General features: G+C 66.4%; 16 protein-coding genes and 5 pseudogenes. 7 read left to right on the top strand and 14 right to left on the bottom strand.

The annotated features are described in order from the left end of the window. Positions 1-150: 150 nt before the first annotated feature. Together ACQP0P_RS25660 and ACQP0P_RS25655 are read right to left on the bottom strand one after the other, a co-directional pair. Positions 151-333 (bottom strand): annotated as a pseudogene (locus tag ACQP0P_RS25660) (DUF4158 domain-containing protein); the annotation flags it as partial. Between the two features lie 326 nt (positions 334-659). Further along, a pseudogene (locus ACQP0P_RS25655) lies at positions 660-1,852 on the bottom strand (RNA-guided endonuclease InsQ/TnpB family protein); the annotation flags it as partial. A 329-nt stretch (positions 1,853-2,181) separates the two neighbouring features. Here ACQP0P_RS25655 and ACQP0P_RS25650 point away from each other — a divergent pair. After that, positions 2,182-2,820: pseudogene (locus tag ACQP0P_RS25650) on the top strand (ISAzo13 family transposase); the annotation flags it as partial. Here ACQP0P_RS25650 and ACQP0P_RS25645 read toward each other — a convergent pair. From ACQP0P_RS25645 to ACQP0P_RS25615, 7 genes are all read right to left on the bottom strand, one after another. After that, the gene (locus tag ACQP0P_RS25645) at positions 2,735-3,196 is read right to left on the bottom strand and encodes an RNA polymerase sigma factor (protein WP_433359033.1); all 462 of its coding nucleotides are present in this window, start codon (positions 3,194-3,196) and stop codon (positions 2,735-2,737) included. The pseudogene ACQP0P_RS25650 and the gene ACQP0P_RS25645 overlap by 86 nt on opposite strands. A 62-nt stretch (positions 3,197-3,258) precedes the next feature. Next, positions 3,259-4,791 (bottom strand): sodium:solute symporter family protein, encoded by a 1,533-nt coding sequence (locus tag ACQP0P_RS25640; protein ID WP_433359032.1) that lies wholly within the window; start codon positions 4,789-4,791, stop codon positions 3,259-3,261. A 185-nt stretch (positions 4,792-4,976) separates the two neighbouring features. Next, positions 4,977-6,497 (bottom strand): NAD-dependent succinate-semialdehyde dehydrogenase, encoded by a 1,521-nt coding sequence (locus tag ACQP0P_RS25635; protein ID WP_433359031.1) that lies wholly within the window; start codon positions 6,495-6,497, stop codon positions 4,977-4,979. Positions 6,498-6,500: 3 nt separating this feature from the next. Next, positions 6,501-7,520, bottom strand: a complete 1,020-nt coding sequence (locus ACQP0P_RS25630; RefSeq protein WP_433359030.1) for an NAD(P)H-dependent flavin oxidoreductase — start codon at positions 7,518-7,520, stop codon at positions 6,501-6,503. A 1-nt stretch (position 7,521) separates the two neighbouring features. Beyond that, positions 7,522-7,743: a hypothetical protein gene (locus ACQP0P_RS25625; protein WP_433359029.1), complete on the bottom strand. Its 222-nt coding sequence runs from the start codon at positions 7,741-7,743 to the stop codon at positions 7,522-7,524. 593 nt (positions 7,744-8,336) lie between these two features. Next, entirely contained in the window at positions 8,337-9,719 is a 1,383-nt protein-coding gene (locus ACQP0P_RS25620) for an amino acid permease (protein WP_433359028.1), read from the bottom strand. 251 nt (positions 9,720-9,970) lie between these two features. After that, positions 9,971-10,720: an aspartate/glutamate racemase family protein gene (locus ACQP0P_RS25615; RefSeq protein ID WP_433359027.1), complete on the bottom strand. Its 750-nt coding sequence runs from the start codon at positions 10,718-10,720 to the stop codon at positions 9,971-9,973. 129 nt (positions 10,721-10,849) lie between these two features. Between ACQP0P_RS25615 and ACQP0P_RS25610 the strand changes: the two genes are divergently transcribed. Further along, positions 10,850-12,367 (top strand): aspartate ammonia-lyase, encoded by a 1,518-nt coding sequence (locus ACQP0P_RS25610; RefSeq protein ID WP_433359026.1) that lies wholly within the window; start codon positions 10,850-10,852, stop codon positions 12,365-12,367. A gap of 201 nt (positions 12,368-12,568) precedes the next feature. On the opposite strand, the gene ACQP0P_RS25605 is transcribed toward ACQP0P_RS25610, so the two are convergent. Continuing rightward, positions 12,569-13,261: a GntR family transcriptional regulator gene (locus tag ACQP0P_RS25605; RefSeq protein WP_433359025.1), complete on the bottom strand. Its 693-nt coding sequence runs from the start codon at positions 13,259-13,261 to the stop codon at positions 12,569-12,571. Positions 13,262-13,371: 110 nt separating this feature from the next. On the opposite strand from ACQP0P_RS25605, the gene ACQP0P_RS25600 reads away from it, so the two are divergent. Then, positions 13,372-13,755, top strand: coding sequence for a transposase (locus ACQP0P_RS25600; RefSeq protein WP_433382105.1), 384 nt, complete (start codon positions 13,372-13,374; stop codon positions 13,753-13,755). Here the strand turns inward: ACQP0P_RS25600 and ACQP0P_RS25595 are convergent. Then, positions 13,712-14,392 (bottom strand): annotated as a pseudogene (locus ACQP0P_RS25595) (transposase); the annotation flags it as partial. The gene ACQP0P_RS25600 and the pseudogene ACQP0P_RS25595 overlap by 44 nt on opposite strands. A gap of 166 nt (positions 14,393-14,558) precedes the next feature. On the opposite strand from ACQP0P_RS25595, the pseudogene ACQP0P_RS25590 reads away from it, so the two are divergent. Beyond that, positions 14,559-15,953 (top strand): annotated as a pseudogene (locus tag ACQP0P_RS25590) (ISL3 family transposase); the annotation flags it as partial. Between the two features lie 80 nt (positions 15,954-16,033). Here the strand turns inward: ACQP0P_RS25590 and ACQP0P_RS25585 are convergent. The 3 genes from ACQP0P_RS25585 to ACQP0P_RS25575 all read right to left on the bottom strand — a co-directional run bounded on the left by ACQP0P_RS25585 (position 16,034) and on the right by ACQP0P_RS25575 (position 19,918). Next, entirely contained in the window at positions 16,034-16,435 is a 402-nt protein-coding gene (locus ACQP0P_RS25585) for a protein-tyrosine phosphatase family protein (RefSeq protein WP_433382102.1), read from the bottom strand. Between the two features lie 94 nt (positions 16,436-16,529). Then, complete coding sequence (locus ACQP0P_RS25580; RefSeq protein WP_433359024.1) at positions 16,530-18,800, bottom strand: tyrosine-type recombinase/integrase; 2,271 nt, start codon at positions 18,798-18,800, stop codon at positions 16,530-16,532. A gap of 68 nt (positions 18,801-18,868) precedes the next feature. Next, complete coding sequence (locus tag ACQP0P_RS25575; protein ID WP_433382100.1) at positions 18,869-19,918, bottom strand: tyrosine-type recombinase/integrase; 1,050 nt, start codon at positions 19,916-19,918, stop codon at positions 18,869-18,871. Positions 19,919-20,278: 360 nt separating this feature from the next. On the opposite strand from ACQP0P_RS25575, the gene istA reads away from it, so the two are divergent. From istA to ACQP0P_RS25560, 3 genes are all read left to right on the top strand, one after another. After that, positions 20,279-21,955 carry an IS21 family transposase gene (gene istA, locus ACQP0P_RS25570; protein WP_433359023.1) on the top strand — a complete coding sequence of 559 codons (1,677 nt, stop codon included), beginning with the start codon at positions 20,279-20,281 and terminating at the stop codon, positions 21,953-21,955. Further along, positions 21,952-22,734 (top strand): IS21-like element helper ATPase IstB, encoded by a 783-nt coding sequence (gene istB, locus ACQP0P_RS25565; protein WP_433359022.1) that lies wholly within the window; start codon positions 21,952-21,954, stop codon positions 22,732-22,734. Before istA ends, istB begins: the two co-directional genes overlap by 4 nt. A gap of 311 nt (positions 22,735-23,045) precedes the next feature. After that, positions 23,046-23,969, top strand: a complete 924-nt coding sequence (locus ACQP0P_RS25560) for a GNAT family N-acetyltransferase (RefSeq protein WP_433359021.1) — start codon at positions 23,046-23,048, stop codon at positions 23,967-23,969. Positions 23,970-24,004 lie beyond the last annotated feature (35 nt).

Raw genomic sequence — 24,004 nt, 5'->3', positions numbered from 1 at the left:
CCACAATTCGTGACCGTACGGGTGCGGTAAGCCACTATTGATCAGTACACCCAAACCGAGATCAACCAACCCCGGTCCGGCACCATTCAACCCCCCGGCCAGCGGTTCGATCCTTAGCGTTACTACCGGCGAGTAGGGTCCTCGGACCCCGTACCGGACGGTCCCGATCTGGACGGCAACGCCCATCCGGTGCGAATCGGCCCTCGACTGGGCGATCACATTCCGATCGAAGGCATCCAGGAAGAAGAACTTCTCCAAGTCCGACAGCGAGGGCACCTCGGCAAACGAGGCGTAGGCCGCCCTCTGCTGCTCGGACAGAAATTCCGCGGGCATGTCAGCAAAGTAGGCCCAGTCCGCCCTCAATCAACTCACAGCGATCAACCCGTTACAAAGCGAACGGTCCACCCATGATCACTCTCAGCGCCAACGGCTGTCCATCGGTTCCTCAACCCCGAGATACCTCAGATTGTGGGAGTCGTCACAAAAGTGTCAGCACAAAATCGTCACTTCGTGTCAATGCCCAGCTCAGAGACTGTTTTAGATTCTAAAGAAGATCGTTTAGGGCAATGATCAAAAGCCTCACTGACCTCTACCTGACATGTAGTGACGATTCCTACTGACTTGACATCCTCCCCCTCGTAAACGAGGGGGATTCCCACGGTCGCCCGTGAGGGTTCCTGCTTCACCGCCAGTCGCCCGCCAGGAGAAATCCCCTTTGAGGTCTTACACCGGCTCCACAGGCGTTTCACCTCTCCGCCAGCCCGGCGGCGAGGATGTTCTTCGCGGCGTTGACGTCCCGGTCATGGGCGGCGCCGCAGGCACACACCCAGTCCCGGACGCCCAATGGCATGGACCGCTGGATCGCCCCGCACGCCGAGCACAGCCTGGAGGAGGGGAACCAGCGGTCCACGACGAGGAGTTCCCGCCCGTACCAGGCGGCCTTGTACTCCAGCATGGACCGCATCTGACGCCAGCTCGCATCCGAGATCGCGCGGGCCAGGCTGTGGTTCCTCACCATGTTGCGCACGGTGAGGTCCTCGATCACGACCGTTTGGTTCTCACGGACGAGACGAGTGGTGACCTTGTGCAGGTGATCACGGCGCCGATCACCGATCCGGGCATGGACGCGGGCGACCTTGAGTTTCGCCTTCCGCCGGTTGTTCGACCCCTTCTCCGTGCGGGCGAGGCTGCGCTGAGCCTTGGCCAGGCGCCTGCGGTCGGCCCGCTCGTGCCCGGGGTTGACGATCTTCTCCCCGGTGGAGAGGGTGACCAGGGCGGTGAGGCCCGCGTCCACCCCAACCGTACTCGCGGCCGGGGGGAGCGGGGTGATGCGCTCCTCGACCAGCAGGGACACGAACCAGCGCCCGGCCGCGTCCCTCGACACGGTCACCGTGGACGGCTCGGCCCCCTCGGGCAGCGGACGCGACCACACGATGTCCAGTGGCCCGTTCATCTTCGCGAGGGTGATCCGGCCGTCCTTCCATCGGAAGGCGCTACGGGTGTACTCGGCGCTCGCCCGGGACTTCTTACGGGACTTGAACGTGGGGTACTTCGCGCGTTTGGCGAAGAAGTTGGAGAACGCGGCCTGCAGGTGGCGAAGCGCCTGCTGGAGCGGGACCGAGGACACCTCGGACAGGAACGCGAGGTCCTCGGTCTTCTTCCACGCGGTGAGCGCGGCCGAGGACTCCACGTAGGAGACGCGGCGGCCTTCCTGGGTGTAGGCGCGGATGCGGTGTTCGAGGGCTTTGTTGTAGACGAGGCGGGCGCAGCCGAACGTGCGAGACAGCTCCGCTGCCTGCTCGTCCGTCGGGTAGAAGCGGAACTTGAATGCCCGCTTCACGATCTGCGCCATGTTTCACACCCTACTGCAAGATCAGTTAAGTGTTGGGTGGGGTGGGTCGTGCGGGTCCAGGCACGCTCAGACGCTAGAGCGCCTTCCCGCTCCCGTTTCCTCCCCGGCCTGAAGGCCGGGGTATCCACGGGAGTTATTAGATGAAGTGGCGAACCCGCAGGTCAAGACCGGCGGATGTCTGATTTCTCGCAGCGGTTCGTCACCGGATGTCAGTGAACGCCGTTCAGCGGGACACAGACACCGTGACAGCCGGGGGCGCGGCCAGGCTAAGGGCTCGCCGATGAATAACCCGTAGTGTTCGTGCTCGTGTCGAGATGCGATGTCCGGGTATGGGCATCGCGGTGGAGACGCAGGAGATGCTGGCGGCGAAGTTCGGTGAGATCTTTCCGTATCTGGATGAGCGGCAGCGGCGGTTGCTGATGGGCGCCGAGGCTCGCGCCTTGGGGCATGGCGGGATCCGGGCAGTGGCCCGGGCCGTGGGTGTGCGGGAGGCCACCGTGTCGCAGGGCGTGGCCGAGTTGGCGGCCGGACAGGCGCCGCTGGGCCGGGTGCGGCGTCCCGGCGGCGGTCGCAAGCGGCTGACCGAGACCGATCCGGGGTTGCGTCCGGCGCTGTTGGCGCTGGTGGAGCCGGCCGAACGCGGGGACCCGGCCTCGCCGCTGCGGTGGACGACCAAGTCCACCCGCAAGCTGGCCGCCGAACTCACCAAGCAGGGCCATCGCGTCAGCGCCGACACCGTCGCCGCCCTGCTGCGCGCCGAGGGGTTCAGCCTGCAGGCCAACGCCAAGACCCTGGAGGGCGCCCAGCACCCCGACCGCGATGCTCAGTTCCGCTATCTCAACGAGCAGGTCCGCGCGTATCGCGCCGCCGGACAGCCGGTGATCAGCATCGACACCAAGAAGAAGGAGCTGGTAGGGGCGTTTCGCAACGGTGGCCGGGAATGGCGACCGACCGGGAGCCGGTGCCGGTGAGCGCCTTCTGGTCGTCGTGGAGCAGGGCGACGCTCTCAGCCGACCGTTCCAGGTCCGTGGTCCAATCCGTGTGTTTGCGGATGACCTGCAGGTGGCGAAGTCTCATGCGGGTCAGGTTGCAGACCACCGAGCGCAGGTACGGCAGGGCGGCCTCGGCCGAGCGTAGCCGGTTCCAGCGGCGGTGCAGCTGACAGAACGCCTCGGCGACGATGTCCTCCGCGTCGTCGGCGCCGAGCAGCACGGCCAGCCGGAGCAGGCCGGTGTAGTGCGTCTCGAACAGCTGGGTCAGCGCGGCCTCACGTCCGGTGTCCGGCGGGCCGGGTACCGGCGGTCCATCGGCGGACGGCCCGCCGGTCCGTGCCGGGGGCGGCATGTCAACCGATACGGAGCCGGATTCGACGAACGTCGGTAATGGTGCGGGTGGCCGGATTCCGGTCATGTGATCGTCTCCGCTTCGGGGGGTATGGGGACCGGAGAGTTCGACTTCGGAACGTGCGATCTGCCCACTCGGTTGAAGAGCGGGGTCAACGTCACGACGACGGCGAGATTCAGTGTCATGGCGACCACCGCGGCGTACGCCTGCACCTCCTGGCCGCCCACGCCCAGGGGCACCAGCGAGGAGAATCCGCTGTGCACCACCAGGAGGGTGCCCGCGGCCATGCCGCTCATCCACCCGACCAGTAACGCCCGGGGGTGCAGGCGGCGGGTGAACACGCCGAGGGCCACGGCGGGGAAGGTCTGCAGGATCCAGACGCCGCCCAGCAGTTGAAGATTGATGGCGTCCTGGTTGCGCAGTCCGAACACGAAGACGACCGCCCCGACCTTGGTGCTGAGCGAGACCATCTGGGCGATCCGTGTCTGGTGCTTGGGTGTGGCGGTCGGATGGAAGTACTCGACGTAGATGTTGCGGACGAACGAGGTCGCCACCGCGATCGACATGACCGCCGCCGGTACGAGCGCGCCCACGGCGAGAGCCCCGAAGACCAGACCGGTGAGGGCGGCGGGCATCAGATCCTTGACGAGCAGGGGGACGGCGGTCTCCGCGCCGGTGGACGGGGCCGGGATGCCGGCCGCGAGCGCCGCGACGCCGAGCATGGCGAACAGCCCGAGCACCGCCGTCCACAGGGGCAGCGCCACCACCGCGCGGCGCAGCGTGTCCGGGCCGGACGCGGCGAAGGCGGACGTCAGCACGTGGGGGTACATCAGCAGGGCAAGGGCCGATCCGAGAGCCAGGGTGGCGTAGACCGGGAACTGGCTCGGATCGAGCGTCAACGACGCCTGGGTCGTCTCCCCGCCGGACAGCGCGCGCTCCGCGCTGTCGAACATCGGCCCGGGTCCGCCGAACCGGTCGAGGACGAGGAAGGAGACGGCCAGGATCGAGCAGAAGACGGCCGCGCCCTTCATCAGCGAGATGATCGCCGGCGCGCGCAGCCCGTGCCGGTAGGTCGACACGGCGAGGACCGCGAACACGGCGACCAGCGCGAGGTCGCCGAGCACCCCCCTCGGGTACAGCCCGACGGCGGACAGGATCGAACGGATGCCCACCAGTTGCAGCGCGATGTAGGGCATGGTCGCCAGCACCCCGGTCGCCGCGACGACCAGTGCGAGGGCGGGGGAGCCGTAGTGTCCCCGGACGAAGTCGGCGGGGGTGATGTACCCGTGCCGGCGTGCCACCGACCAGAGCCGGGGCAGCAGCACGAACGCCAGCGGGCACATGATCACGGTGTACTGCAGGGCGAAGAACCCGAGCGCGCCCGTGCCGTACACCAGGCCCGGTACGGCGGCGAACGTGTAGGCCGTGTAGATCGTCCCGCCGAGCAGGAACCACGTCGTCGGGGTGCCGAACTGGCGGTGCGCCAGCGCCCAGTCCTCCAGGGTGGGCAGCTCGGGAGACGGCCGGAACCAGCGCGCGGCGACCGCGAGCAGAGAGGTGCTGCCGAGCACGGCGAGGAACGTCGCCGTACTCATCGGATCGATCATCGGCCACCATCGGGTCGTCCAGTAAACAGTGGAACTCGTTCTTGAGCTTGTTCCGCCTTGACGGACACCGTTGGTGTGGTGGCCAGGCCAAGAGGGTGACCTCATAGTCGGCGGGACTGCGGTAGCCGAGATTACTGCGCAGGTTGTAGCAGCTCTCGATGAATTCGAAGTTCCTACCGTGATCTGGTGACGGAGCCGAGCGATACGAACTTCGTGTCGAGGTACTCCGAGATGCCTTCTGCTCCACCTTCGCGGCCGTACCCGGACTCCTTGATTCCGCCGAATGGCGCTTGCGCCGTCGACGGCATCCCGTCGTTGGCCCCGAGTATTCCGTACTGGAGTTGCTCGGCCAGGCGGAGCACGCGCCCCACGTCTCGGGTGAAGTAGTAGGCCGCGAGTCCATACGGCGTATTGTTGGCGCGGGATACTACCTCATCTTCCGAATCGAAGGTGAGGAGAGCGGCGACTGGGCCGAATGTTTCCTCTTGCGTGATTTGCATGCGCTCATCAACCTGGGACAAGACTGTGGGGGCGAAGAAGTTGCTGGCGTCTGCGCGCGCGCCGGACTCAACAGCCAGGCGTCGTCCGCCGGTGAGCAGCGCCGCTCCTTTGGAGCGGGCATCGGCCACGTGGGTTTCCACTTTCCTCAGGGCTGAGCTCGACACGAGCGGCCCGACATCGACGCCCTCCTGCAGGCCGTAGCCCACGGTCAGGGAGTTCATGCGCTCTGCCAGCCGCCGTCCGAATTCGTCGGAGATTCCCCGCTGGATATAGAACCGGTTCGCAGCTACGCATGTCTGGCCCATGTTGCGCATCTTCGATGCCACGGCGGCGTCGACTGCGGCGTCCAAGTCCGCGTCGTCGAAGACGATGAACGGGGCATGTCCGCCGAGTTCGAGGGAGAGCCGCTTCATCGTGCCGACCGCCGCCGACATCAGTTTCTTGCCGACTGCGGTCGATCCGGTGAATGAGAGTTTGCGTACACGCGGGTCTGACATCACCGGCTCGATGATCGCGGCCGCGTCGAGGCCCGCGACAATGGACAGCACGCCCGTCGGAAGGCCGACTTCCTCGAAGACGCCGGCCAACTCCAGGGCGGAAAGGGGAGTGAGTTCGGAGGGCTTGACGACCATGCAGCAGCCGGCGGCCAGGGCGGGGCCGACCTTGCGTGTGATCATCGCGCTGGGAAAGTTCCATGGCGTGATGGCGGATGACACCCCGATGGGGGTCTTGAGGACTAGCAGGCGCTTTGCCGGGTCACTTGAGGGAATCGTCCTGCCGTAGACCCTCCGTCCTTCCTCGGCGAACCATTCGAGAAAGGACGCCGAGTAGCGGATTTCGCCACGTGCCTCGGCGAGGGGCTTGCCTTGTTCCAGTGTGATGGTGGTTGCGAGGTGTTCGATGCGTTCGAGCATGAGTCTCGCTGCGGCCCGCAGGATCTCGGCCCTGTGGTCGGCGGTGGTGTGCGCCCATTCGGACTGCGCGTCGGCCGCGGCTTCCACGGCTTGGCGCATCTCCTCCCTTCCACCGTCCGGGAGGGAGGAGATTGTGGTTCCGGTGGCTGGATCCGTGACGTCGAATTTCTTGCCGGAGTCGGCGTGGGCGACCCATCGCCCGCCGATGAACAGTTCGCTCCAGTAACCACTGGTCATGGGTTTCCCATCGTGGCGCTTTGCCTGGAAGTTTTGAGTCACGGTTCAGCCCACCTGCTCGGGGTCGCTCATCGAAATCGCGCGTCGGAGGGCTTGCTCGGCGTCGCGTACGGCGTCGTCGACGATGTTGCGGACCGAGTCGATGTCTCGAACGAGTTGGACGCTTTCGCCGGCGTAGTGGGGGCCGGCTTCCCAATCGCCATCGAAAGAGTCCCAAGGGGATGCGTCGGTGTATCGCAGGAAGGGGCGACCGTCCGGGTAGCGGCCGATAGGTTCGCCCTCATGGGGGCGGCTGCCCGGCAGGGGGCGTCCGGCATCTTCCCACTCGGTGACCGTGGAGTTGCGGATGACGCGGTGCGGCGAGTCTGGCCAGCCTCCATCGAAGAGCCGCGTCTCGACCAGGTCACTGGGTTCCGCATGGACGAGGCGGCCCTTGTAGCCGGTGTGGCTCGCACTTTCGTTACTGGCGACGAAGCGCGTGCCCATCCACACGCCCACTGCCCCGAGACTGAGTGCTGCGGCGAGGCCGCGGCCGTCGGCGATTCCGCCGGCTGCCACAACGGGGACTCTCTCCGCGGCATCCACGACGTTGGGGAGCAGGGACATCTGCCCGGCGGCGCCCACCAGGTGCCCTCCCGCTTCCCGTCCCTGGCAGACGACGAAGTCCACTCCGAGGTCGGTGGCGCGAGCCGCGTCTTCGGCTGTGCCGACGGTCCAGAACACGGTCGCGTTCGCGGCTTTCGCCGCTGCGACATAGGAGGTGGGGTCCCCGTACCAGAGGGAGACGACCCGTACTCCCGCTTCCAGAGCCGCATCGAGCCTTCGATGCTGGTCGCGGATGAGCGTCAGGTTGACTCCGAACCTCCCGGCCCCGACCGTGCGGTTATAGGTTTCCAACTGCTGTGCAACCTGAGTTTCCGGCACGTGCATCAGCCCGACGAAACCGAAGGCCCCGGCGTCTGCGACGGCGGCGACGAACTGTGGGCTGGAACCCCGCCCCAACGGTGCGGCGATGATGGGGGCCTGGGTACCGAGTGCTGTGGTCAGGGGAGTTCTGATGGTCATCTCAGGAGTTCTTTCTTTCGGTCCTTGTCGCAAGGGTCGTGCTGAGCCCGGTGTTCAGGTTGGGTCGGTTGAAGTTGAGGACGTCGATGCGGATGCGGCCTTCGTTCAAGGCCATGGCCAGAATGCATCGCTTCACGGGCACCTGCCCGTACACGTTCGCCGGCAGCTCCGTGGCGACGGGGACCGCATCGTCCGCGAAGCCCGGTAGGTGCCAGCTCGTCAACGTGCTTTGGATGATCCATCGGACTCGAGCGAAGCCGGCCGAGACACTGGCGTCGATCGGGACGAGTGAGGGCACTGGACTTCGAGCTCGAAGCGGCCTGTTACCACCGCGAAGCCTGCTGTCCGGCCGCGCCCCCGAGGCGGAGCCGGTCGTGAGGCGAGGTCCGCCCGCCTGTCACCACGACCGGTCGTCAGCCGACGTCCCGCTTTCTGGAGTTGGTTGCCAAGGTGAGTGGCGCCTCGAGAGACGCGGCAAACCTCGATTTTGAGTCCTTCGCCACCGCTGCAAGGTCGATCTTCGCAGGATGCCGACGACGGCCTTCATGAGGCTGGGGATGTGAGTCCCGTTAGCCTCAATATTTTCCAATATACTGCATGCTGCGTCCTAGGACAAGATTTCACCTCGGCACGGGCCGCGCCCGAGATGCCGTCGGTCTCGCCATCGGGGACGTGATCAGGTGGATCGGCGTTCCCTCCGAGCCGACCGCGTCGGTCCCCCGCACACCCGCCCGGGCCATCGTTCACCCTCGCGGTTGGTGGCCCGCTCCAAGCGGCGCCGACACGAGTGGGTCGGTCGGCATCTTGGGATGCGACCTACTTCAAGGGCAGAAGGTCGCTCGCGCGTCCTCGGACCATGCGCAGGGCGCCGCGGATGAAGTAGACGACGACGAACGCGACAGGGGCGATCAGACCGATGACGAGCTGGCTACGCGTGGCCGGCAGGGCGAGCATGGTGGCCACGATGCCACTGAGCAGCAGCAAGGTCACCCAGGTCAGGTAGGGGTAGGCCCACATCCGCACGGGAAGATGCTCGCCGGCTCGGTCGAGGACTCGCCGCAGACGGAGCTGGGAGGCGGCGATGACGAAGTAAATCACCAGGGCGACGCTGCCGGCGGCGTTGAGAAGGAAGGAGAAGACCGTGTCCGGCGCGACGTAGGCCATGCCCACCGCCAGCCAACCGACCAATGTCGCGAGCAGGATGGCGCGGGCGGGAGTCCCCCTCCGGGTCCGCTTCGAGAACATCCGGGGGGCTTCGCCTTGTGCGGTGAGGGCGCAGAGCATGCGCGAGGAGGTGTAGATACCGGCATTCAGTACGGAAAGCACGGACACGAGGATGATTGCTTGCATCGCGACCGAGGCCCCGGGAATGCCGAGCTTCTGCAGCAAGGCGACGAATGGGCTCGCGTCGGACGGGGTGTCCTTCCAGGGAAGAAGCAGAACGATGAGGGATATCGTACCGACGTAGAAGATGATCACCCGCCACACGACGGCCTTGCTCGCGCGCACGACGGTCTGGACGGGATTCTCAGCCTCCGCAGCGGCGATCGTGACGATCTCGGCCCCGAAGTACGAGAAGACCACGACGACCAGAGCGCTGAGGAGTCCGGCGAGCCCGGATGGCGCGATGCTGTCGGTTCTCAACGCGATGCCGTGTATCTGTTGGGACGGGAGCAGGTCCAGGAGGCCGAGCACGCCCAGGGCCAGGAACACGATGATGGCGATGACCTTGATCGAGGCGAACCAGAACTCGGCCTCGCCGAACGCGCGGACCGACAACAGGTTCACCGCCGTCATCACCGCCATGATCACAGCTGAGATGATCCACAGTGGAACGCTGGGAACCACATGACTGATGATCTCGGCACCGGCGACGGCTTCGAAGGCCACGACGACGATCCAGAAGTACCAGTACGTCCATCCGATGGAGAAGCCGGCCCAGCGTCCGAAAGCCAGCCGCGCGTATTCGGAGAACGAGCCCAGCGTGGGCCGTACTGCTGCCATCTCGGCGAGCATGCGCATCATCAGGAGCAGTATGATCCCGCCGATCGCGTAGGCGGCGACGGCGAGCGCTCCGGCCGAGTGGATGACCGAACCGGACCCCACGAACAGGCCGGCGCCGATGATGCCACCGATGGCGAGCATCGACGTGTGGCGCGCGCGAAGGCTCCCTTGGGTCCCGGTCACAGCGTCGGGCATGGGTACAGGTTGAGATTGATTGGTCATATTCGTCTCCGCTACTGGTGTTCGGCTGATGCTTTGGGAGGTTCACCGCTCCTCGGGCGCGGCGCGGCCGCGGTCGTATCGGGAGCTGAAGGAAACCGGTTGTCGGGGATGTTTCCGCGCATGGCTTCAGAGCAGGCAGGCCGCTTCCGCGTCGGAGTTCGCTGACGGCCCGGTCGGCCTTCGCGGGCGGACCGCCCTTGGGGCCCGTTGCTGCGCGATTGCGCTCAGGCGGTGTCGGGAACTACGCCAGGGCGGTAAGCGGCGCGGACGACGGCATGCGCCAGGATCTGGCCGGGGTCGACAACCGGCAAAGGGATATCGTCCTCTCCCAGGACGAGCGGGAGTTCGGTGCAGCCGGCAATGAGAATCTGCGCTCCGCGACTGGCCAGGCTCTCACTCAGCGCGTGAAGTTGGCGGATGAGGTCCAGATCGTGGTGTCCCGCCTTCACTGAACGGATCACGCGCATGACGACGGCTTCCTGCTCCTGGGCAGTAGGGAGCAGCACCGAATATCCGGCGCGTTCGAGCCAGTCCTGGTAGAGGTGGGCTCGGATCGTGCCGGTCGTGGCCAGCAGGCCGACGCCCCGGATGTCGGGGTTCACGGTGGCGATGTGCTGGACGGTTTCGTCGATCATGTGGACGATGCCTACGCCGGTTTCGCGCTCCACATGGGCGAGAAAGGCGTGAGCGGTGTTGCAGGGTACGGCGATGATGCCCGCTCCGGCCGCTTTGAGCGCGCGCGCTCCGCGCATGAGCCAAGGCGTGGGGTCGGGTCCCATGTTCAATAGGGCGGCGCTCCGGTCGGGCACGGTCGGGTCCGACCAGATAATCAGCGGAAGATGCTGCTGATCCGTATGGGCGGGTGTGGCCCGCACGAGTTTGGTGTGAAAGTCCGCAGTCGCGGCCGGCCCCATTCCACCTAGAACACCGACCACCAGGTTGGCGCCGACAGTCGTGCTCTGCATGCCGCTCATGACACTCGTGGATCCCTAGCCATCACACCCTCCTTTCCAATATTCTGCATCCTACGTACTGCGCAATACTGTGAGACCAGGGCTTTGGCGCTGTCAAGAGCGAAAACCACCCCCAAGGAAGGAACGGGCATGGACCGTTCAGCGAAGGTGGCCGGCGAATCGGCCGCCGGCACTCACCCGATGCCCACCCGGCAGGAACACGACCTGCTCGGCGAACGCCACGTCCCCGCCGACGCCTACTACGGCATTCACACCCTGCGTGCCGTGGAGAACTTCCCCATCAGCGGCACCCCCCTGTCGACCTACCCTGAGCTGATCTGGGCACTGGCCTGCGTCAAGCAGGCCGCGGCAGAGGCCAACAACGATCTCGGACTGCTCCCCGGAGCCGCCTGCGAGGCGATCGTCCGCGCCTGTGACGAAATCCGTGCCGGCCGGCTGCACGAGCACTTCGTCGTCGATGTCTTCCAGGGAGGTGCGGGAACCTCGACCAACATGAACACCAACGAGGTGATCGCCAACCGGGCCTTGGAACTCCTGGGCCACTCTCGCGGCTCCTACGAGCACATACACCCCTTGGATGATGTCAACAAGAGTCAGAGCACCAACGACGTCTATCCCACCGCCCTGCGCCTCGGCCTGCACCGGGCCACCCAGCCGTTGCGCGCCGCTCTGGCTGAACTCAGCCACGCCTTCGTCGCCAAGTCGGTGGAATTCACCGACATCGTCAAGATCGGACGCACCCAGCTACAGGAAGCCGTGCCCATGACCTTGGGACAGGAGTTCGCCGCCTTCGCCGCCATGGTCGCGCAGGACGAGCGACGCCTGGGTGAAGTCGCCACACAGCTCACAGAGATCAACCTCGGCGGCACCGCTATCGGCACCGGCCTGAACGCTCCGCCGGACTACCCACTCCTGGCCTGCATTCGACTCAGCCAGATCACCGACATCCCGGTGGTCACCGCCCCCGACTTGATCCGGGCCACCTCCGACACCGGGGTGTTCGTCGAATTCTCAGGAGTTCTCAAGCGGACCGCGGTCACGCTGTCCAAGATCTGCAACGACCTGCGGCTGTTGTCCTCGGGACCGCACGCCGGACTGGCGGAGATCGCTCTCCCCGCCGTCCAGGCCGGCTCCAGCATCATGCCCGGCAAGGTGAACCCGGTCATTCCCGAGGTTGTCAATCAAGTGGCCTTCGCCGTCATCGGGAACGACGCCACCGTCACCCTCGCCGCCGAGGCGGGGCAGCTTCAACTGAACGCCTTCGAACCGGTCATCGCGCACAGCCTCTTCTTATCCCTCCGCCACCTCGCCACGGCGTGCACTGTCTTGTCTCGGCGGTGCGTCGACGGCGTGACCGCCGACGCCCAACGCCTTCGCCGCAGTGTGGAGACATCCATCGGACTGGCAACCGCTCTGACCCCGCACATCGGCTACGGGTCGGCCACCGCTATGGCCCGAGAGTCCCTGAGCACCGGGCGGCCTCTCATTGAGCTTGTGGTCGAACGCGGGCTGGCTTCCACTGAGGATCTCGCCCGCATCCTGCGGCCGGAAGCGTTGACCCAGCCGCCGTCTCCGCTCGCAGGCCAGGGGAACGGTCAGGGAAGAAGAGAAGAGCAGACAGTCCGCGAGAGCCTATCGCCAGGGTGATGGTCGAGGCGCCCACCGAAAACTGCCCCCCCACGGAGAGGAGACAAGTCCTTGTGCCCAGCTCCACAGCGGTGGCGCCTCGAAGTGAGAGCACGGCTGGTGACCTCGTGTCCTGTCGCGAGATCCGCAGACGAACCGGTTGTTCCCTCACCCCTCAAGGAACGAACGATTCGCCGCGCCGACGGTGCCGCGACTGTCGAGCTACGCCTCGTCGGTGTCCAGCGCGTCCGTGTCGAAGAGCTCGCCGATCATGGTGCTGAGCAGAGACCAGTGCGCGGCCGAACATTCGGCCGCGGCTTCGGCCTGGCCACTAGCGCACAGCTCGATGAGCTGCTTGTGGTGGTCGACCGTGTCCCTGCCTCCGAGCAGGTTGGAGAACTTGCGGTACAGGACCCTGTGAATCGCGGGGTGCAATTCCTCGATCAGCCGCTTGACCACCGGATTACCGGAGGCTTCGATGAGCACGGAGTGAAGTTCGTCGTCGGCCAGAAGCGCCAGATCGATGTCCTTGTCCCGCACAGCCAGCCTGAAACGCTCGTTTGCCTCGCGCATCTCGTCGAGATCCTCAGGGCGTAGCCGAGGCACGGCCTCGAGCACCGCGATCTGGTCGAGGGCGCGCAACACAGTCAACGTCGCGTCGATGTCACGCCGGTTGATCCGTGACACCCGCGTGTAGACGCCACTCTTGAACTCGACCAAGCCGATCTCCGCAAGGCGCGTCAGCGCCTCACGGACAGGGGTGCGACTCAGACCTATGTGCGCCGCGAGGTCGCTATCCTTGATCACTTCTCCAGGCTCGAGTTCACCTCGGATGATGGCGTCTCGCAGGAGGTCATACGCAGCAGAACGCAGCAGCTGCTTCTTGATGGGTCTCTGATATTCTGCAAGCGGCATATTAGAGACTGTATCTGAGGTTCCCGGAATCCACTTCCGGTGCGGATATCGGTTGGGCTGTGAGCCCCGGGTACCACATCAAGGACGATGGCCTGCGGGTGCCGAAAATCATGTCAGCTAAGGCATGTGTTTTGGATCATGGAACCGGATCCCGGGGCCAGATCGATGCTGCTCTGGTTGAGGCGCCCAGCAGATTCCTGACAGTCGGCTACATAAGCCGACAGAAGCCTGGAAGAGGTCGGTGCGTGACAAGGCGTCGCAGGCAGTTCTCACCCGAGCTCAAGGAAGAAGCCATCCACATGGTGCTGGAGGGCGAGCGGACGGTTGCATCCGTGGCGCGCGAGTTCGGGATCAACCCCAGCGCCCTGGGCAGCTGGGTCCCTCCAGGCACTCCTGAAATCTCCTCGGCCGCCCACCGGAACTTGTCAAGCTCGGTGAGACACGGTTGCCTTAGCTGTTCTGTGTCTGTTTCTCCCGTTTGTCGGGGTCGTTGATCCACGCTTTCGCGGGAATCGCGGGTGGGACCGGTCTCCTGCGGAACCGGCCAGGATTGGCCTGGTAGGCGACCTCCAGGGTCTCGGCCCGCTGGGCGCGAATCTGCCCCGCGGTGCCGAAGTGCACCGAGGCCGGGGTGTGCAGTCCGATCCCCGAATGGCGATGCTCGTGGTTGTAATAGGTGAAGAACGCCTCGCAGAACGCGCGGGCCTCGTCGATGCTCCCAAACCGCTCGGGAAAAGCCGGGCAGTACTTCAGCGTCTTGAACGCCGCCTCCGAGTAGGGGTTGTCGTTGGAGGTCTTCGGCCGCGAATGCGAGCGGCTGATCTGCAGTTCGACCAGCAGCGCGGCTACGTCGCCCGACGTCATCGAGGTGCCGCGGTCGGCATGCACCACGCGCGGCCGACCACCGTTACCGGCCATGGCGGTGGCGATGAAGTCAGCGGCCAACTCGGCGCTTTCCCGGTGCTCGACCCGCCAGCCGACCACGTAACGGCTGTAGATGTCGAGCATCACATACAGGTCGTAGGTGATGGACGGGCGAGGTCCCTTGAGCTTGGTGATGTCCCAGGAGAACACCTGTGAGGGGCCGTCGGCGACCAGTTCGGGGATCGTCTTGGCCGGGTGGCGGGCCTGTGGTTATGACGACTTGAAGTGGGATCTGGGATCTGGCCCACATTTCGTGATGGATACTGCTCCGTAACCGCCTCGTCACGGACGATCATGTGCCGGGTGCGGTGATCACAATCTGGATGTTCTGCTCCCTCACCTCGCCGGGGTCGAGGTCGAGCGGATCGAGAAGGTGGCAGACCATGTGAAGATCCTGGCGCGGACGCTGCCGTCGGCGAGGGCATGCCCGAGCTGTGGATCTCTCTCCTCCAAGGTGCACAGCCGCTATTGGCGGCGGCTGGCCGACGCCGCCGTGGGCGGTCAGCGCGCCGCGATCACGCTGCAGGTCCGGCGGCTGTTCTGTCGCGAGCCGACCTGTGAGCGGCGGACGTTCTGCGAGCAGGTGCCCGGTCTCACCGTCCGGTACGGGCGCAAGACCCCACCACTGACCGACGCGCTGCGGCACATCGCGGTCGCCCTGGCCGGGCGCGCGGGCAGCCGCCTGGCACAGGCGCTGCACGCAGTGGCCAGCCGCTCGACCCTGCTGCGCCTGCTCATGACGATCCCCGACCCGCCCACCCCCACCCCCCGCGTGCTCGGAGTGGACGACTTCGCGCTCCGACGCGGCCACCACTACGGCACCGTGCTGATCGACTGCGAAAGCGGTGCTCCGATCGAACTCCTGGAAGGCCGCGATGCCGCGCCCCTGTCGAACTGGCTGGCTGCCCACCCCGGCATCGAGGTGATCTGCCGCGACCGGTCCGGCGCCTACGCCGAGGGCGCGCGCACCGGAGCACCGGAGGCGACCCAGGTCGCCGACCGGTTTCACCTGTGGCAGAACCTCGCCACAGCGGTCGAACGATGCATCACCGCGCACCGCGCCTGCCTGCGCGAACCCACACCCGAACCCGCCTGCGCACCCGAACCCGGACCAGCCTCGCCGCCTGCGCACACCGATTGGCCCGCACCGACCGGGAAGTTCGCCGACCGCGCTCGCCGACACCACCAGATGGTGCATGAACTGCTGGCCGACGGCCACAAGATCCGCACGATCGCCCGACACCTGGGCTGGGGACGCCACACCGTGCAGCGCTACGCGCGCGCCGCCACCTGGCAGGAACTGGCCGAGGGCCGCTGGCAGACGCCCCGGCCCGGCCGGCTGGACCCGTTCAAGCCTCACCTGCACCGGCGCCTGGAGGAAGGCTGCGGCAACTTCGCCCAGCTGTTCCGGGAGATCAAAGCGCTCGGCTACACCGGCAGCTACTCCAATGTCCGCGACCACCTCCAGCGCCACCGCCCGGCCTCCGCACCGCTGCCGACACCGCCGGCACCGACCGTCCGCGAGGTCACCGGCTGGCTGACCCGACACCCCGACTCCCTGGCCGAAGACGAGCGGCTCCAGCTCAAAGCCCTGCTGGAACGCTGCCCAGAACTACGGGCCGCCTGCGATCACGTCCGCACGTTCGCCACGATGCTCACCCAGCTCACCGGCCATGACCTTACCCGCTGGATCAGCGAGGTCCGGGCCGACAATCTGCCCGGTATCTCCTCCTTCGCTCACGGCCTCGAACAGGACCTCGACGCCGTCGTTCAGGGCCTGACCAGCCCATGGAGCTCCGGCCCTGTCGAGGGCCGCGTCAACCACATCATTATGTGGAATCTGATCTGTCAAGCCTGGAGGTGCTTGAGCAGGACGGTGGTCCACTCTCGTTGCTCGACGGTGTCGGGAACGGGAAGTCCTCGAGCGTGTTCGAGCTGCTGCCATGCCATGTCCGGGGCAACATCGTTGAGGATCAGGAGGGCCGCGGCGAGCAGGGATGCGCGGCCGATGCCGAAGCGGCAGTGCGTGACGATGTGCGCTCCGCTGCGGAGCTGTTCGGCGAGCTGCTTGAGGATGGGAAGGGCCGTGGCCAGGTCGGGGACGTCGCGGTCAGGGATGGGCATCGCGACGAAGTGCAGGCCGGCCTCACGCGCGGCTCGGGCCTCTGCGCCGAGGCCGGTTTCGTGAAGTTCGGGCGGGGTGAGCGCGCAGACCAGGACGTCGACGCCCACGGCTTTCAGCGCGATCATCTCGTCGTCCAGCCAGTCTCCGCCGCGGGGTTTGGCCATGGTGCTCAGCTGTCCGGGCCCAGGGTGGTCAACGGTGTAGAGGTCAGGGCGCATGTCAGCAGCACTTTCGATCGGGTCGGCCGGGAGGTGACTCGACGATCAGTGGCAGTGATCTGCCGGGCGCGGCGCGAAGTTCACGGGCCGTGGGGCCGGTAGGAGTGGCGACATCTGCGAGGCGTTGAAGGAGCTGGTCAAGGGCCGTTTGGCCGTCGTCCACGGCGGCGCGTTCGTCGTCGGTGAGCGGGATGCTCACCAGCATGCGCTGCAGGTTGTCCTTGGCCTCAAGCAGTTGGGCCTTGGTCGAGTCCTTTGGAGTATAGAAGTCGCACTTGGCGCAGGCCATCCGGTGCGGGCACTGCTCGAAGAAGGTGTAGGAGCACAGGCCGTGGCCGAGGTCGTAGTGCTGCCAAGGCTCCCCGGCGGCTGCGGCGCCGGAGACGACGGCGTCGCGGTCGAGGAGGACTTCGATGGTGCGGACGTTGCGGGCGAAGTAGCCGGCGTCGTCGTAGGCCTTGGTGAGCGTGGTCGGGGTGATCTTGGCGTAAAACTGAGTGGATTGCGGGGATCGGTGCCCGAGCCAGGCCTGCAGCTCGAACAGGGTCATGGGTTCTTTGGCGTTATAGAGCTGTGAGGCGATCGTGGACCGGGCTCGATGGCTGGTGATGTTGCCGCGGACGTCGGCCGCTGGGACGCCTGCTTTGCGGCAGAGCAGCGGGATGATCGTGCCGTTGATGTAGGTCGCCGGGACGCGGCGGGCGCGGAAGGCGAACAGGAAGTCCGTTTGTTCTCCGGTGCGGCGGTCGACCATCTTGGGCTGGGCCGGCCGCATCGCCTGCCAGGCCTCGATGGCCTCGCCCATGAGCGGGTCGATCGGCTTGGTGAACGAGGTCCCGGTCTTGTGGGTGGGGACGTCGAGCAGGCAGACGGTATCGCGGGCGAGCACGTCGGTGGCGTTGCCGCCGATGGCCTGCCCGTCATGCTGCCATCGGATGCAGCCGACGCGCAGGCGGGCGATCTCGTCGCTGCGTTGCCCGCTGAACAGCCAGGTCAACGTCACCGCGCGGACCAACTCGAGCGGGTAGAAGAATCCGGCCTGGTTGACAGGTAGGTCGTCGGTTTCGAGGTTCAGGCCGGCCCAGAGCAGCTTGGCCCAGATGTCGTCAGCGATCACGCGCGGGTCGGGGCCGAGCAGCGCCGCGATGCTGCGCGGGGTGGCCAGGGCCCGCTGAGGGTCGAACCGGCGGGGTAGCCATTCCCATTCCTGGCAGTCCCGGAAGAACGTCCTGACCGCAGCGAGCTGGCTGGCCTTGGTGGAGGCCTCCAGCGGCTTGCCCATACGGTCCTTGAGGCCGACGGTGCGCTCGGTGTAGTCGCCGACGTTCATCCGGTCCAGCACGGCGACCAACGACGCGCAGGTCTGCCGGGTCCAGGCGGCCGGGTCGGCGGCGTCGGGCTGCTCGGCGCCGGCCCATCGTCCGATCTTGAGCAGGTTAGAGCGGACGCCGCCTCTCGTGTTGGGTGTCAATGTCGATGTGGCGTGCCAGCGGTCGACCCAGTGGGTCCAGACCTGGGGTGCTCCGCCGGCTTTCGGGGTGGTGCGGCCGGTGGTCAGGACGGGCGGTCGACAGAAGCCGAGCTCGGCAACGGCGCGTTGGACGGCGTGCAGGGTGTTCAGGCGCGCGCCGCTGCCGAAGAGCCGTTCGGCCCGGACTCGGTCGAACAACTCTGTGGCCAGGTCCTCGATGTATGGGCTGCGGTTGAGTAGAAACAGCTGGCAGACCACCATCGGCAGGAGCTTGTCGTCATCCCGGCCGAGCTGGTAGCCCCACCCGGCCAAGACAGCCCGGACCTTGCGGATCTCGTCGTTCACGCGGGTCCGTCCGAAGATCCGCCAGGCCAGCGGGAGCCGTTGGAAGCTGCCCAGGCGGTGAAACTCGTTGAAGGCGCCGAGCAGGTAGGCGTGGTTGGCCACGTAGGAGCGGACCCCGTCATCGGCCCAGGCCGGGGCCGACCGGCGAAAACCTGCCTGGTCGGCGCCAACCACCTCGACCCATTCCTCGACCGTCCAGCCCCAATACGCTCGTCTGGTCTGCGCGCAGCGCATCAGGAGCACCGCGGTCGCATCGGTCATGGCCCGGCGGCGGTGGCTGGTCGGCGGGGAGTCCAGGCTGGAGTCGGCGAGCTCCAAGGGCCGTAGCAGCCTTCTGATCGCCGCCCATCCTGGATCATCAGGGTCGTGCCGCTTCAGCCGCCGGAGGTTCCCCAAGCCGAGCTCACCGATCGCCGTCACCTCGGCCTCGCGAAGGACGACGCCGCCGCTCATCATGTCCGCGGGAATCGGCCAATGCCAGCCTGCTGTTCCGGGTTCGCGAGCGGACCCGGTCGGTGCCGCCGTCACCGGGACGCCTGCGCCGTGGTGCCGGTGAGCATCTGGACCCGCCAGGCGTGAATGTGCTCCATCCCGCTGGCCAGCTTGTCGGCCAGGTCCCGGCCCGAAAGATGGATGTAGGCCAGGGTCGACTCGATCGACCGGTGGCCGGCGAACGTCGCGATCGTGTGCAGCTCCCAGCCCATCCGGGCCAGATCGGTCAAGCACAGATGCCGCGTTGTATGCGTAGAGAACTGCGGCACCCCGGCCTCCAGGCCAAGCCGGCGGACGACCTTCGACCAAGTCCACAAACTCAACGGCTGGGCGTGGTTGCGGCGCGACTCCGACAAGAACAACGGGCCGCGAGCCCGGCTAATCGTGGCCCGGTGCGCCAGGTAGGACGACATGAGCGTCCCCGTCGCAGCCGAGTACGGCACCACCCGTTCCAACCGGTTCTTCGTCGTCTCCGCCCGGACCCGCAACGTCCGATGCGCCGGATCCAGATCATCGGTGCGCAGCGAGCACAGCTCCTCACGGCGCAACGCCGCGTCGTAGGCCAGCGCGAGCATCACCCGATTCCGGATGCCCTCGCTGCGAGCGACCTCAAGGACCTTCATCCACTGCTGCTCGTCCGGGATCCACGGCAGCTTCGACAGCCGCGGCACCAATCCGCGCTGCTGACCGCCGAACCGCCGGCCTGGCGTGTACTTGCCGCGGCCGACCGGGTTGCCCTCGCGCAGCCCTTCCTCGATCAGGAAGTCGTAGAACAGGCGGACCGGCACCAGGCGCTGCTGGATCGTCGCGTTCGACAACCCGGCGCCCGAATCCAGAGACAGCACGTTCGCGCCGCGCCGGTTCGGTCGGGACGACAGCTCACGCACGAACACCGCGACGTTCGCCTTGTTCGCAGCGATCGGGTCGACGCCGTCGCGTTCGCACACCTCCAGGTACTCCGCGAGACCTCGCGCGTAGGCGTCAACCGTCCGCGGCGCCCGACCGAGATCGACCCAGATGCGCAGCCACTCAGCCGCTCTGTTGTGCCTCCCCAGAACCGGCCACTTCTCCTCCAACACCACTGCGCCCAACACTGCCCCTCAAGTACGTGGCGAGACCGAAGGGAACATGATCGTCCCCACGGTTGATTCCACGTAACTTGTAAAATGATCAAGAGGCAGATGTTCGGACGAGCGGGCCTGCCCTTGCTACGGAAACGGGTCCTGCTCACCGCCAAGCGCGCATGAACCCGGGGCCGTGTCCATCACGAAATGTGGGCCAGATCCTTGAAGGTGGCCCCACCCGGGCGGCTTGAGCTGGACCCATCTCGGATCGGTGATGTGATCCCAGACCGACATGTCGGCTTGAAGTGGCCCCACCTTTAGAGTTGCGGTGTCAGGCTCGACCTGCTAGATCACGCGCGCCGCGGCAAGGGGGACTTGGTGGCGCTCACCAAAGTCGAGCTGTTCGACCAAATCCGCCGGGATTCATGGCGTGAAGGCCTGGGGATCCGGGCGCTGGCCCGCAAGTACGGAGTGCACCGGCGATTGGTCCGCGAGGCACTGACGCGACCCGAACCGACACCGCGTAAGACGCCACAACGCCGGTCTCCGCAGTTGGAGCCGTTCAAGAAGGTGATCGACGAGTGGCTGCGCGGTGATCTGGACGCGCCCCGCAAACAGCGTCATACCATCAAGAGGATCCACCGGCGGCTGATCGATGAGCAGGACGCGGTGGGAGTGTCGTACTCCACGGTGCGTGACTACCTCGCCAAGCGCAGACCTGAGATCCGCATCGAGGAGGGGCGGGGACCGGCCAAGGTATTCATCCGCCAAAACCATCCACCCGGGGAGGAAGCCGAGGTCGACTTCGGCGAGTTGTGGGTGAACCTGGCCGGGGTGCTGACCAAGTGCTACCTGTTCGTCTACCGCATGTCCTACTCCGGCAAGGCCATCCACAAGATCTACTCCACCAGTGGGCAAGAGGCGTTCTTGGAAGGGCACGTGGAGGCCTTCACCCGGCTGGGCGGCACCCCGACCCGGCACATCCGCTATGACAACCTGACCGCAGCAGTGACCAAGGTCCTCTTCCGCGGCCGGGCTCGGGTGGAAAACCCCCGCTGGCGGCTGTTTCGCTCGCACTACCAGTACGAGGCCTTCTACTGCGAGCGCGGGATCGACGGCGCTCACGAGAAGGGCGGGGTGGAAGGCGAAGTCGGCTACTTTCGCCGCAACTACCTGTCCCCAGTCCCGGAAGTCGGCAGCCTGACGGAGCTCAACGCCCGGATCGAGCACTTCGAGCAGCTCGAAGACGGCCGCCGGATCGGGGCACGGCTACGCACCATCGCTCAGGACTTCGCGATCGAGGCGCCACTGTTGCGCACGCTACCCGACGATCATTTCTCCACCGGTCTACTGCTGACGCCTCGCGTCGACCGCTATGGCCAGATCACGGTGCGCTGCTGCCGCTACTCGGTCCCGATCCACCTGATCGGCCGCAAGATGCGGGTGATGCTGCACGCCTCCCAGCTGATCGTCTACGACCGGCATCAAGAAGTCACCCGACATGAACGGCTGGCCGGCAAGGGCACCGAAACCATCGTGTTGGACCACTATCTGGAGGCGCTGATGCGCAAGCCTGGAGCGCTGGCCGGGTCGGTCGCGCTGGAGGCAGCTCGGACCAGCGGCGCGTTCACCGACGCCCATGACGCCCTATGGTCGGCGGCCCGCCGAGCGCTGGGTGAACCCGGCGCGACCCGCGCCCTGATCGAGGTGTTGTTGCTGCACCGCACTATGGACGACGCCGACGTCATCGCCGGGATCCGCGCGGCGTTGTCGGTCAGCTCGTTCGCCGCCGACGTGATCGCGGTGGAGGCCCGCAAGGCCGCCGACGCCCGCGGCACCGGCCGCCCCACCCTGGGCACCACCCGCCTAAGCGCGCCGACCACGACGGTTACGGCCGAAAACCTTCAGGTGACCAGCCTCACCCGCAAACGCCTGGCCGAGCTTCCCCCCGACACTCGTCCGCTGCCCAGCGTGGACGCCTACGACCAACTGCTGCGCCGCCCAGCGCCGAACACCTGCCATCAGCCCGACACCCACCAGGAGAGCGCGTCATGACCCGCAACCGGGGCATCACCGAACCCGCCGCCGAGGCCGCGATCGACACCGCCTGCCGAGTGCTGCGCCTGCCGGCCATCCGCGGCCAGTTCTCCGAGCTAGCCGACCGGGCCGAGCGTGAGCAACTGACCTACCGGGGATTTCTGGCCGAACTCTTCATGGTCGAATGCGACGAGCGAGACCGCCGCCGCGCCGAACGACAGCTGCGCGCCGCTGCCTTCCCCCGCCCGAAATGGCTCAAAGACTTTGACTATGACGCCAACCCCCACATCGAACCCGCCATCATCAACACTCTGGCGACCTGCGAATGGGTCGGCAAAGGCGCCCCGTTGTGTCTGATCGGCGATTCCGGGACAGGCAAGTCGCACCTGCTGATCGGCCTGGGCTCGGCCGCGGCGATGGCCGGCTTCAGGGTCCGCTACGTGCTGGCCTCCAAACTCGCCAACGAACTCGTCGAGGCCGCCGACGACCGCCAGCTCACCAAGACCATCAACCGCTACGGCCGCGTCGACCTGCTCTGCATTGACGAACTGGGCTACATGGAACTCGACCGGCGCGGCGCCGAGCTGCTGTTTCAGGTTCTGACCGAACGCGAGGAGAAAAGCAGCGTCGCGATCGCCTCCAACGAGACCTTCTCCGGCTGGACCAGGACCTTCACTGATCCCCGCCTTTGCGCCGCGATCGTCGACCGGCTCACCTTCGGCGGCACCATCAGCGAGACCGGCACCGAATCCTACCGACTGGCCCGCACCAAGGCACAGCACAACGGCAAACCCTGATACCGCCCTGCCCCGCGCATCGAGGCGAGGGCATCGCCCGCCCCACTCCACGCCCGCCATCGCGCCCGGCGGGCGGGCGATGCCCTCGCGTGGCAGGGGTTCGGGGGCGGCAGCCCCCGAGACCACAGACCGCACGATCACCCCGCAGCCGACTGTCTCGTGCCACCGAAGTTCGAGTAGTGGGGACGTGCGTCGGCCAGGAGGGCGATTGGGGGAGATCGCGGAGGTGGGCGCGTATCCCGCGCTGTGAATGACAGGCCTGCGTCCGGAAAGATGTTGCCGCGCACCGCTTGCCTTGGGACAGTCCCGGCATGCAGATACGCGCCGCGATGATGAACGACCTGACAGCTCTGAGGGAGCTGTTCCAGGCGATCGAGCTAGCCGAGATCGGACGTGCAGAGACCAGTGAGGCCGACATCCGGCAGATCCTGCTCACGCCAGGGCTGGACCTGGAGCGACGTAGCCGCGTATATGAGAAGGACGGTGACATCCTCGGCTTTGCCGCGCTCCATCCCGCTCCGCACGCCGACCGGCTCCGCGCGCACCTTGGAGTGTCACCCGTCGCCCCGGACTCCCTGACCGATGCGCTACTGCGGCAGATCGAGGAATGGGCGCACAAACAGGCCGCGGCAGCAGGCCAAGAGCGTGAGAGCGTCACGCTTTTCCAGATGCCTCAAGCTCTCGCCACGCCCGCGCTCCAAGATCACGGCTGGCACGTTGTCCGTCGTTACAGCCGCCTGATCATCGACTTGAACGGCGAACGGCCCGCCCTTCCGCGGCTGCCGGCCGGAACCGAGATTCGGATCGCGGCTGGTGACGACGATCGGCGCCGCCTGCACGCGGTGCTGGAGGAAGCGCTGAGCGGACACTGGAACCACCACCGTCGAACGTTCGAGGAGTTCTGGGCCGATCAACAACAGCGAGACGGTCACGATCCCCGCCTGTGGTGGATCGCCGAGGTCGAGGGAACCCCGGCGGCTGGGCTGATCGCCCGCTCGCAGCCGAACCGCGGCTGGATCGCCTGGCTGGGCGCCGAGCAGCGTTACCGAGGGCGAGGATTGGCCCGCTGCCTTCTGCTCACCGCGTTCGCCGAGCTAAAGGCACGTGGCCACCACATGGTCGGTGTCGATGTTGACAGCGCAAACGATACGAACGCCACGGGTGTTTATGAGGCTGTCGGCATGCGCGTGCTCGGCCAGGCCGACCAGTGGCAACGGGATATCAACCCTAGTTGAGGGTCTGTCGAACCACTCAAGGTTCAGTAGCACAG

It is taken from the genome of Streptosporangium sp. CA-115845 (genome assembly GCF_050943795.1).
Taxonomy (GTDB): Bacteria; Actinomycetota; Actinomycetes; order Streptosporangiales; family Streptosporangiaceae; genus Streptosporangium.
Note: the sequence above shows the minus strand (reverse complement) of the source record. Positions and strands in the feature narration are given on the sequence as shown.

What these genes read in the sequence shown, in the direction of transcription:
- ACQP0P_RS25630 (WP_433359030.1), bottom strand. Translation starts at nt 7,520, where the DNA reads ATGACCATCAGAACTCCCCTGACCACAGCACTCGGTACCCAGGCCCCC.
- ACQP0P_RS25620 (WP_433359028.1), bottom strand. Translation starts at nt 9,719, where the DNA reads ATGCCCGACGCTGTGACCGGGACCCAAGGGAGCCTTCGCGCGCGCCAC.
- ACQP0P_RS25580 (WP_433359024.1), bottom strand. Translation starts at nt 18,800, where the DNA reads ATGATGAGCGGCGGCGTCGTCCTTCGCGAGGCCGAGGTGACGGCGATC.
- istB (WP_433359022.1), top strand. Translation starts at nt 21,952, where the DNA reads ATGACCCGCAACCGGGGCATCACCGAACCCGCCGCCGAGGCCGCGATC.
- ACQP0P_RS25615 (WP_433359027.1), bottom strand. Translation starts at nt 10,720, where the DNA reads ATGAGCGGCATGCAGAGCACGACTGTCGGCGCCAACCTGGTGGTCGGT.
- ACQP0P_RS25640 (WP_433359032.1), bottom strand. Translation starts at nt 4,791, where the DNA reads ATGAGTACGGCGACGTTCCTCGCCGTGCTCGGCAGCACCTCTCTGCTC.
- ACQP0P_RS25585 (WP_433382102.1), bottom strand. Translation starts at nt 16,435, where the DNA reads ATGATCGCGCTGAAAGCCGTGGGCGTCGACGTCCTGGTCTGCGCGCTC.
- ACQP0P_RS25560 (WP_433359021.1), top strand. Translation starts at nt 23,046, where the DNA reads ATGCAGATACGCGCCGCGATGATGAACGACCTGACAGCTCTGAGGGAG.
- ACQP0P_RS25645 (WP_433359033.1), bottom strand. Translation starts at nt 3,196, where the DNA reads ATGCCGCCCCCGGCACGGACCGGCGGGCCGTCCGCCGATGGACCGCCG.
- ACQP0P_RS25610 (WP_433359026.1), top strand. Translation starts at nt 10,850, where the DNA reads ATGGACCGTTCAGCGAAGGTGGCCGGCGAATCGGCCGCCGGCACTCAC.
- ACQP0P_RS25600 (WP_433382105.1), top strand. Translation starts at nt 13,372, where the DNA reads ATGTCAGCTAAGGCATGTGTTTTGGATCATGGAACCGGATCCCGGGGC.
- ACQP0P_RS25605 (WP_433359025.1), bottom strand. Translation starts at nt 13,261, where the DNA reads ATGCCGCTTGCAGAATATCAGAGACCCATCAAGAAGCAGCTGCTGCGT.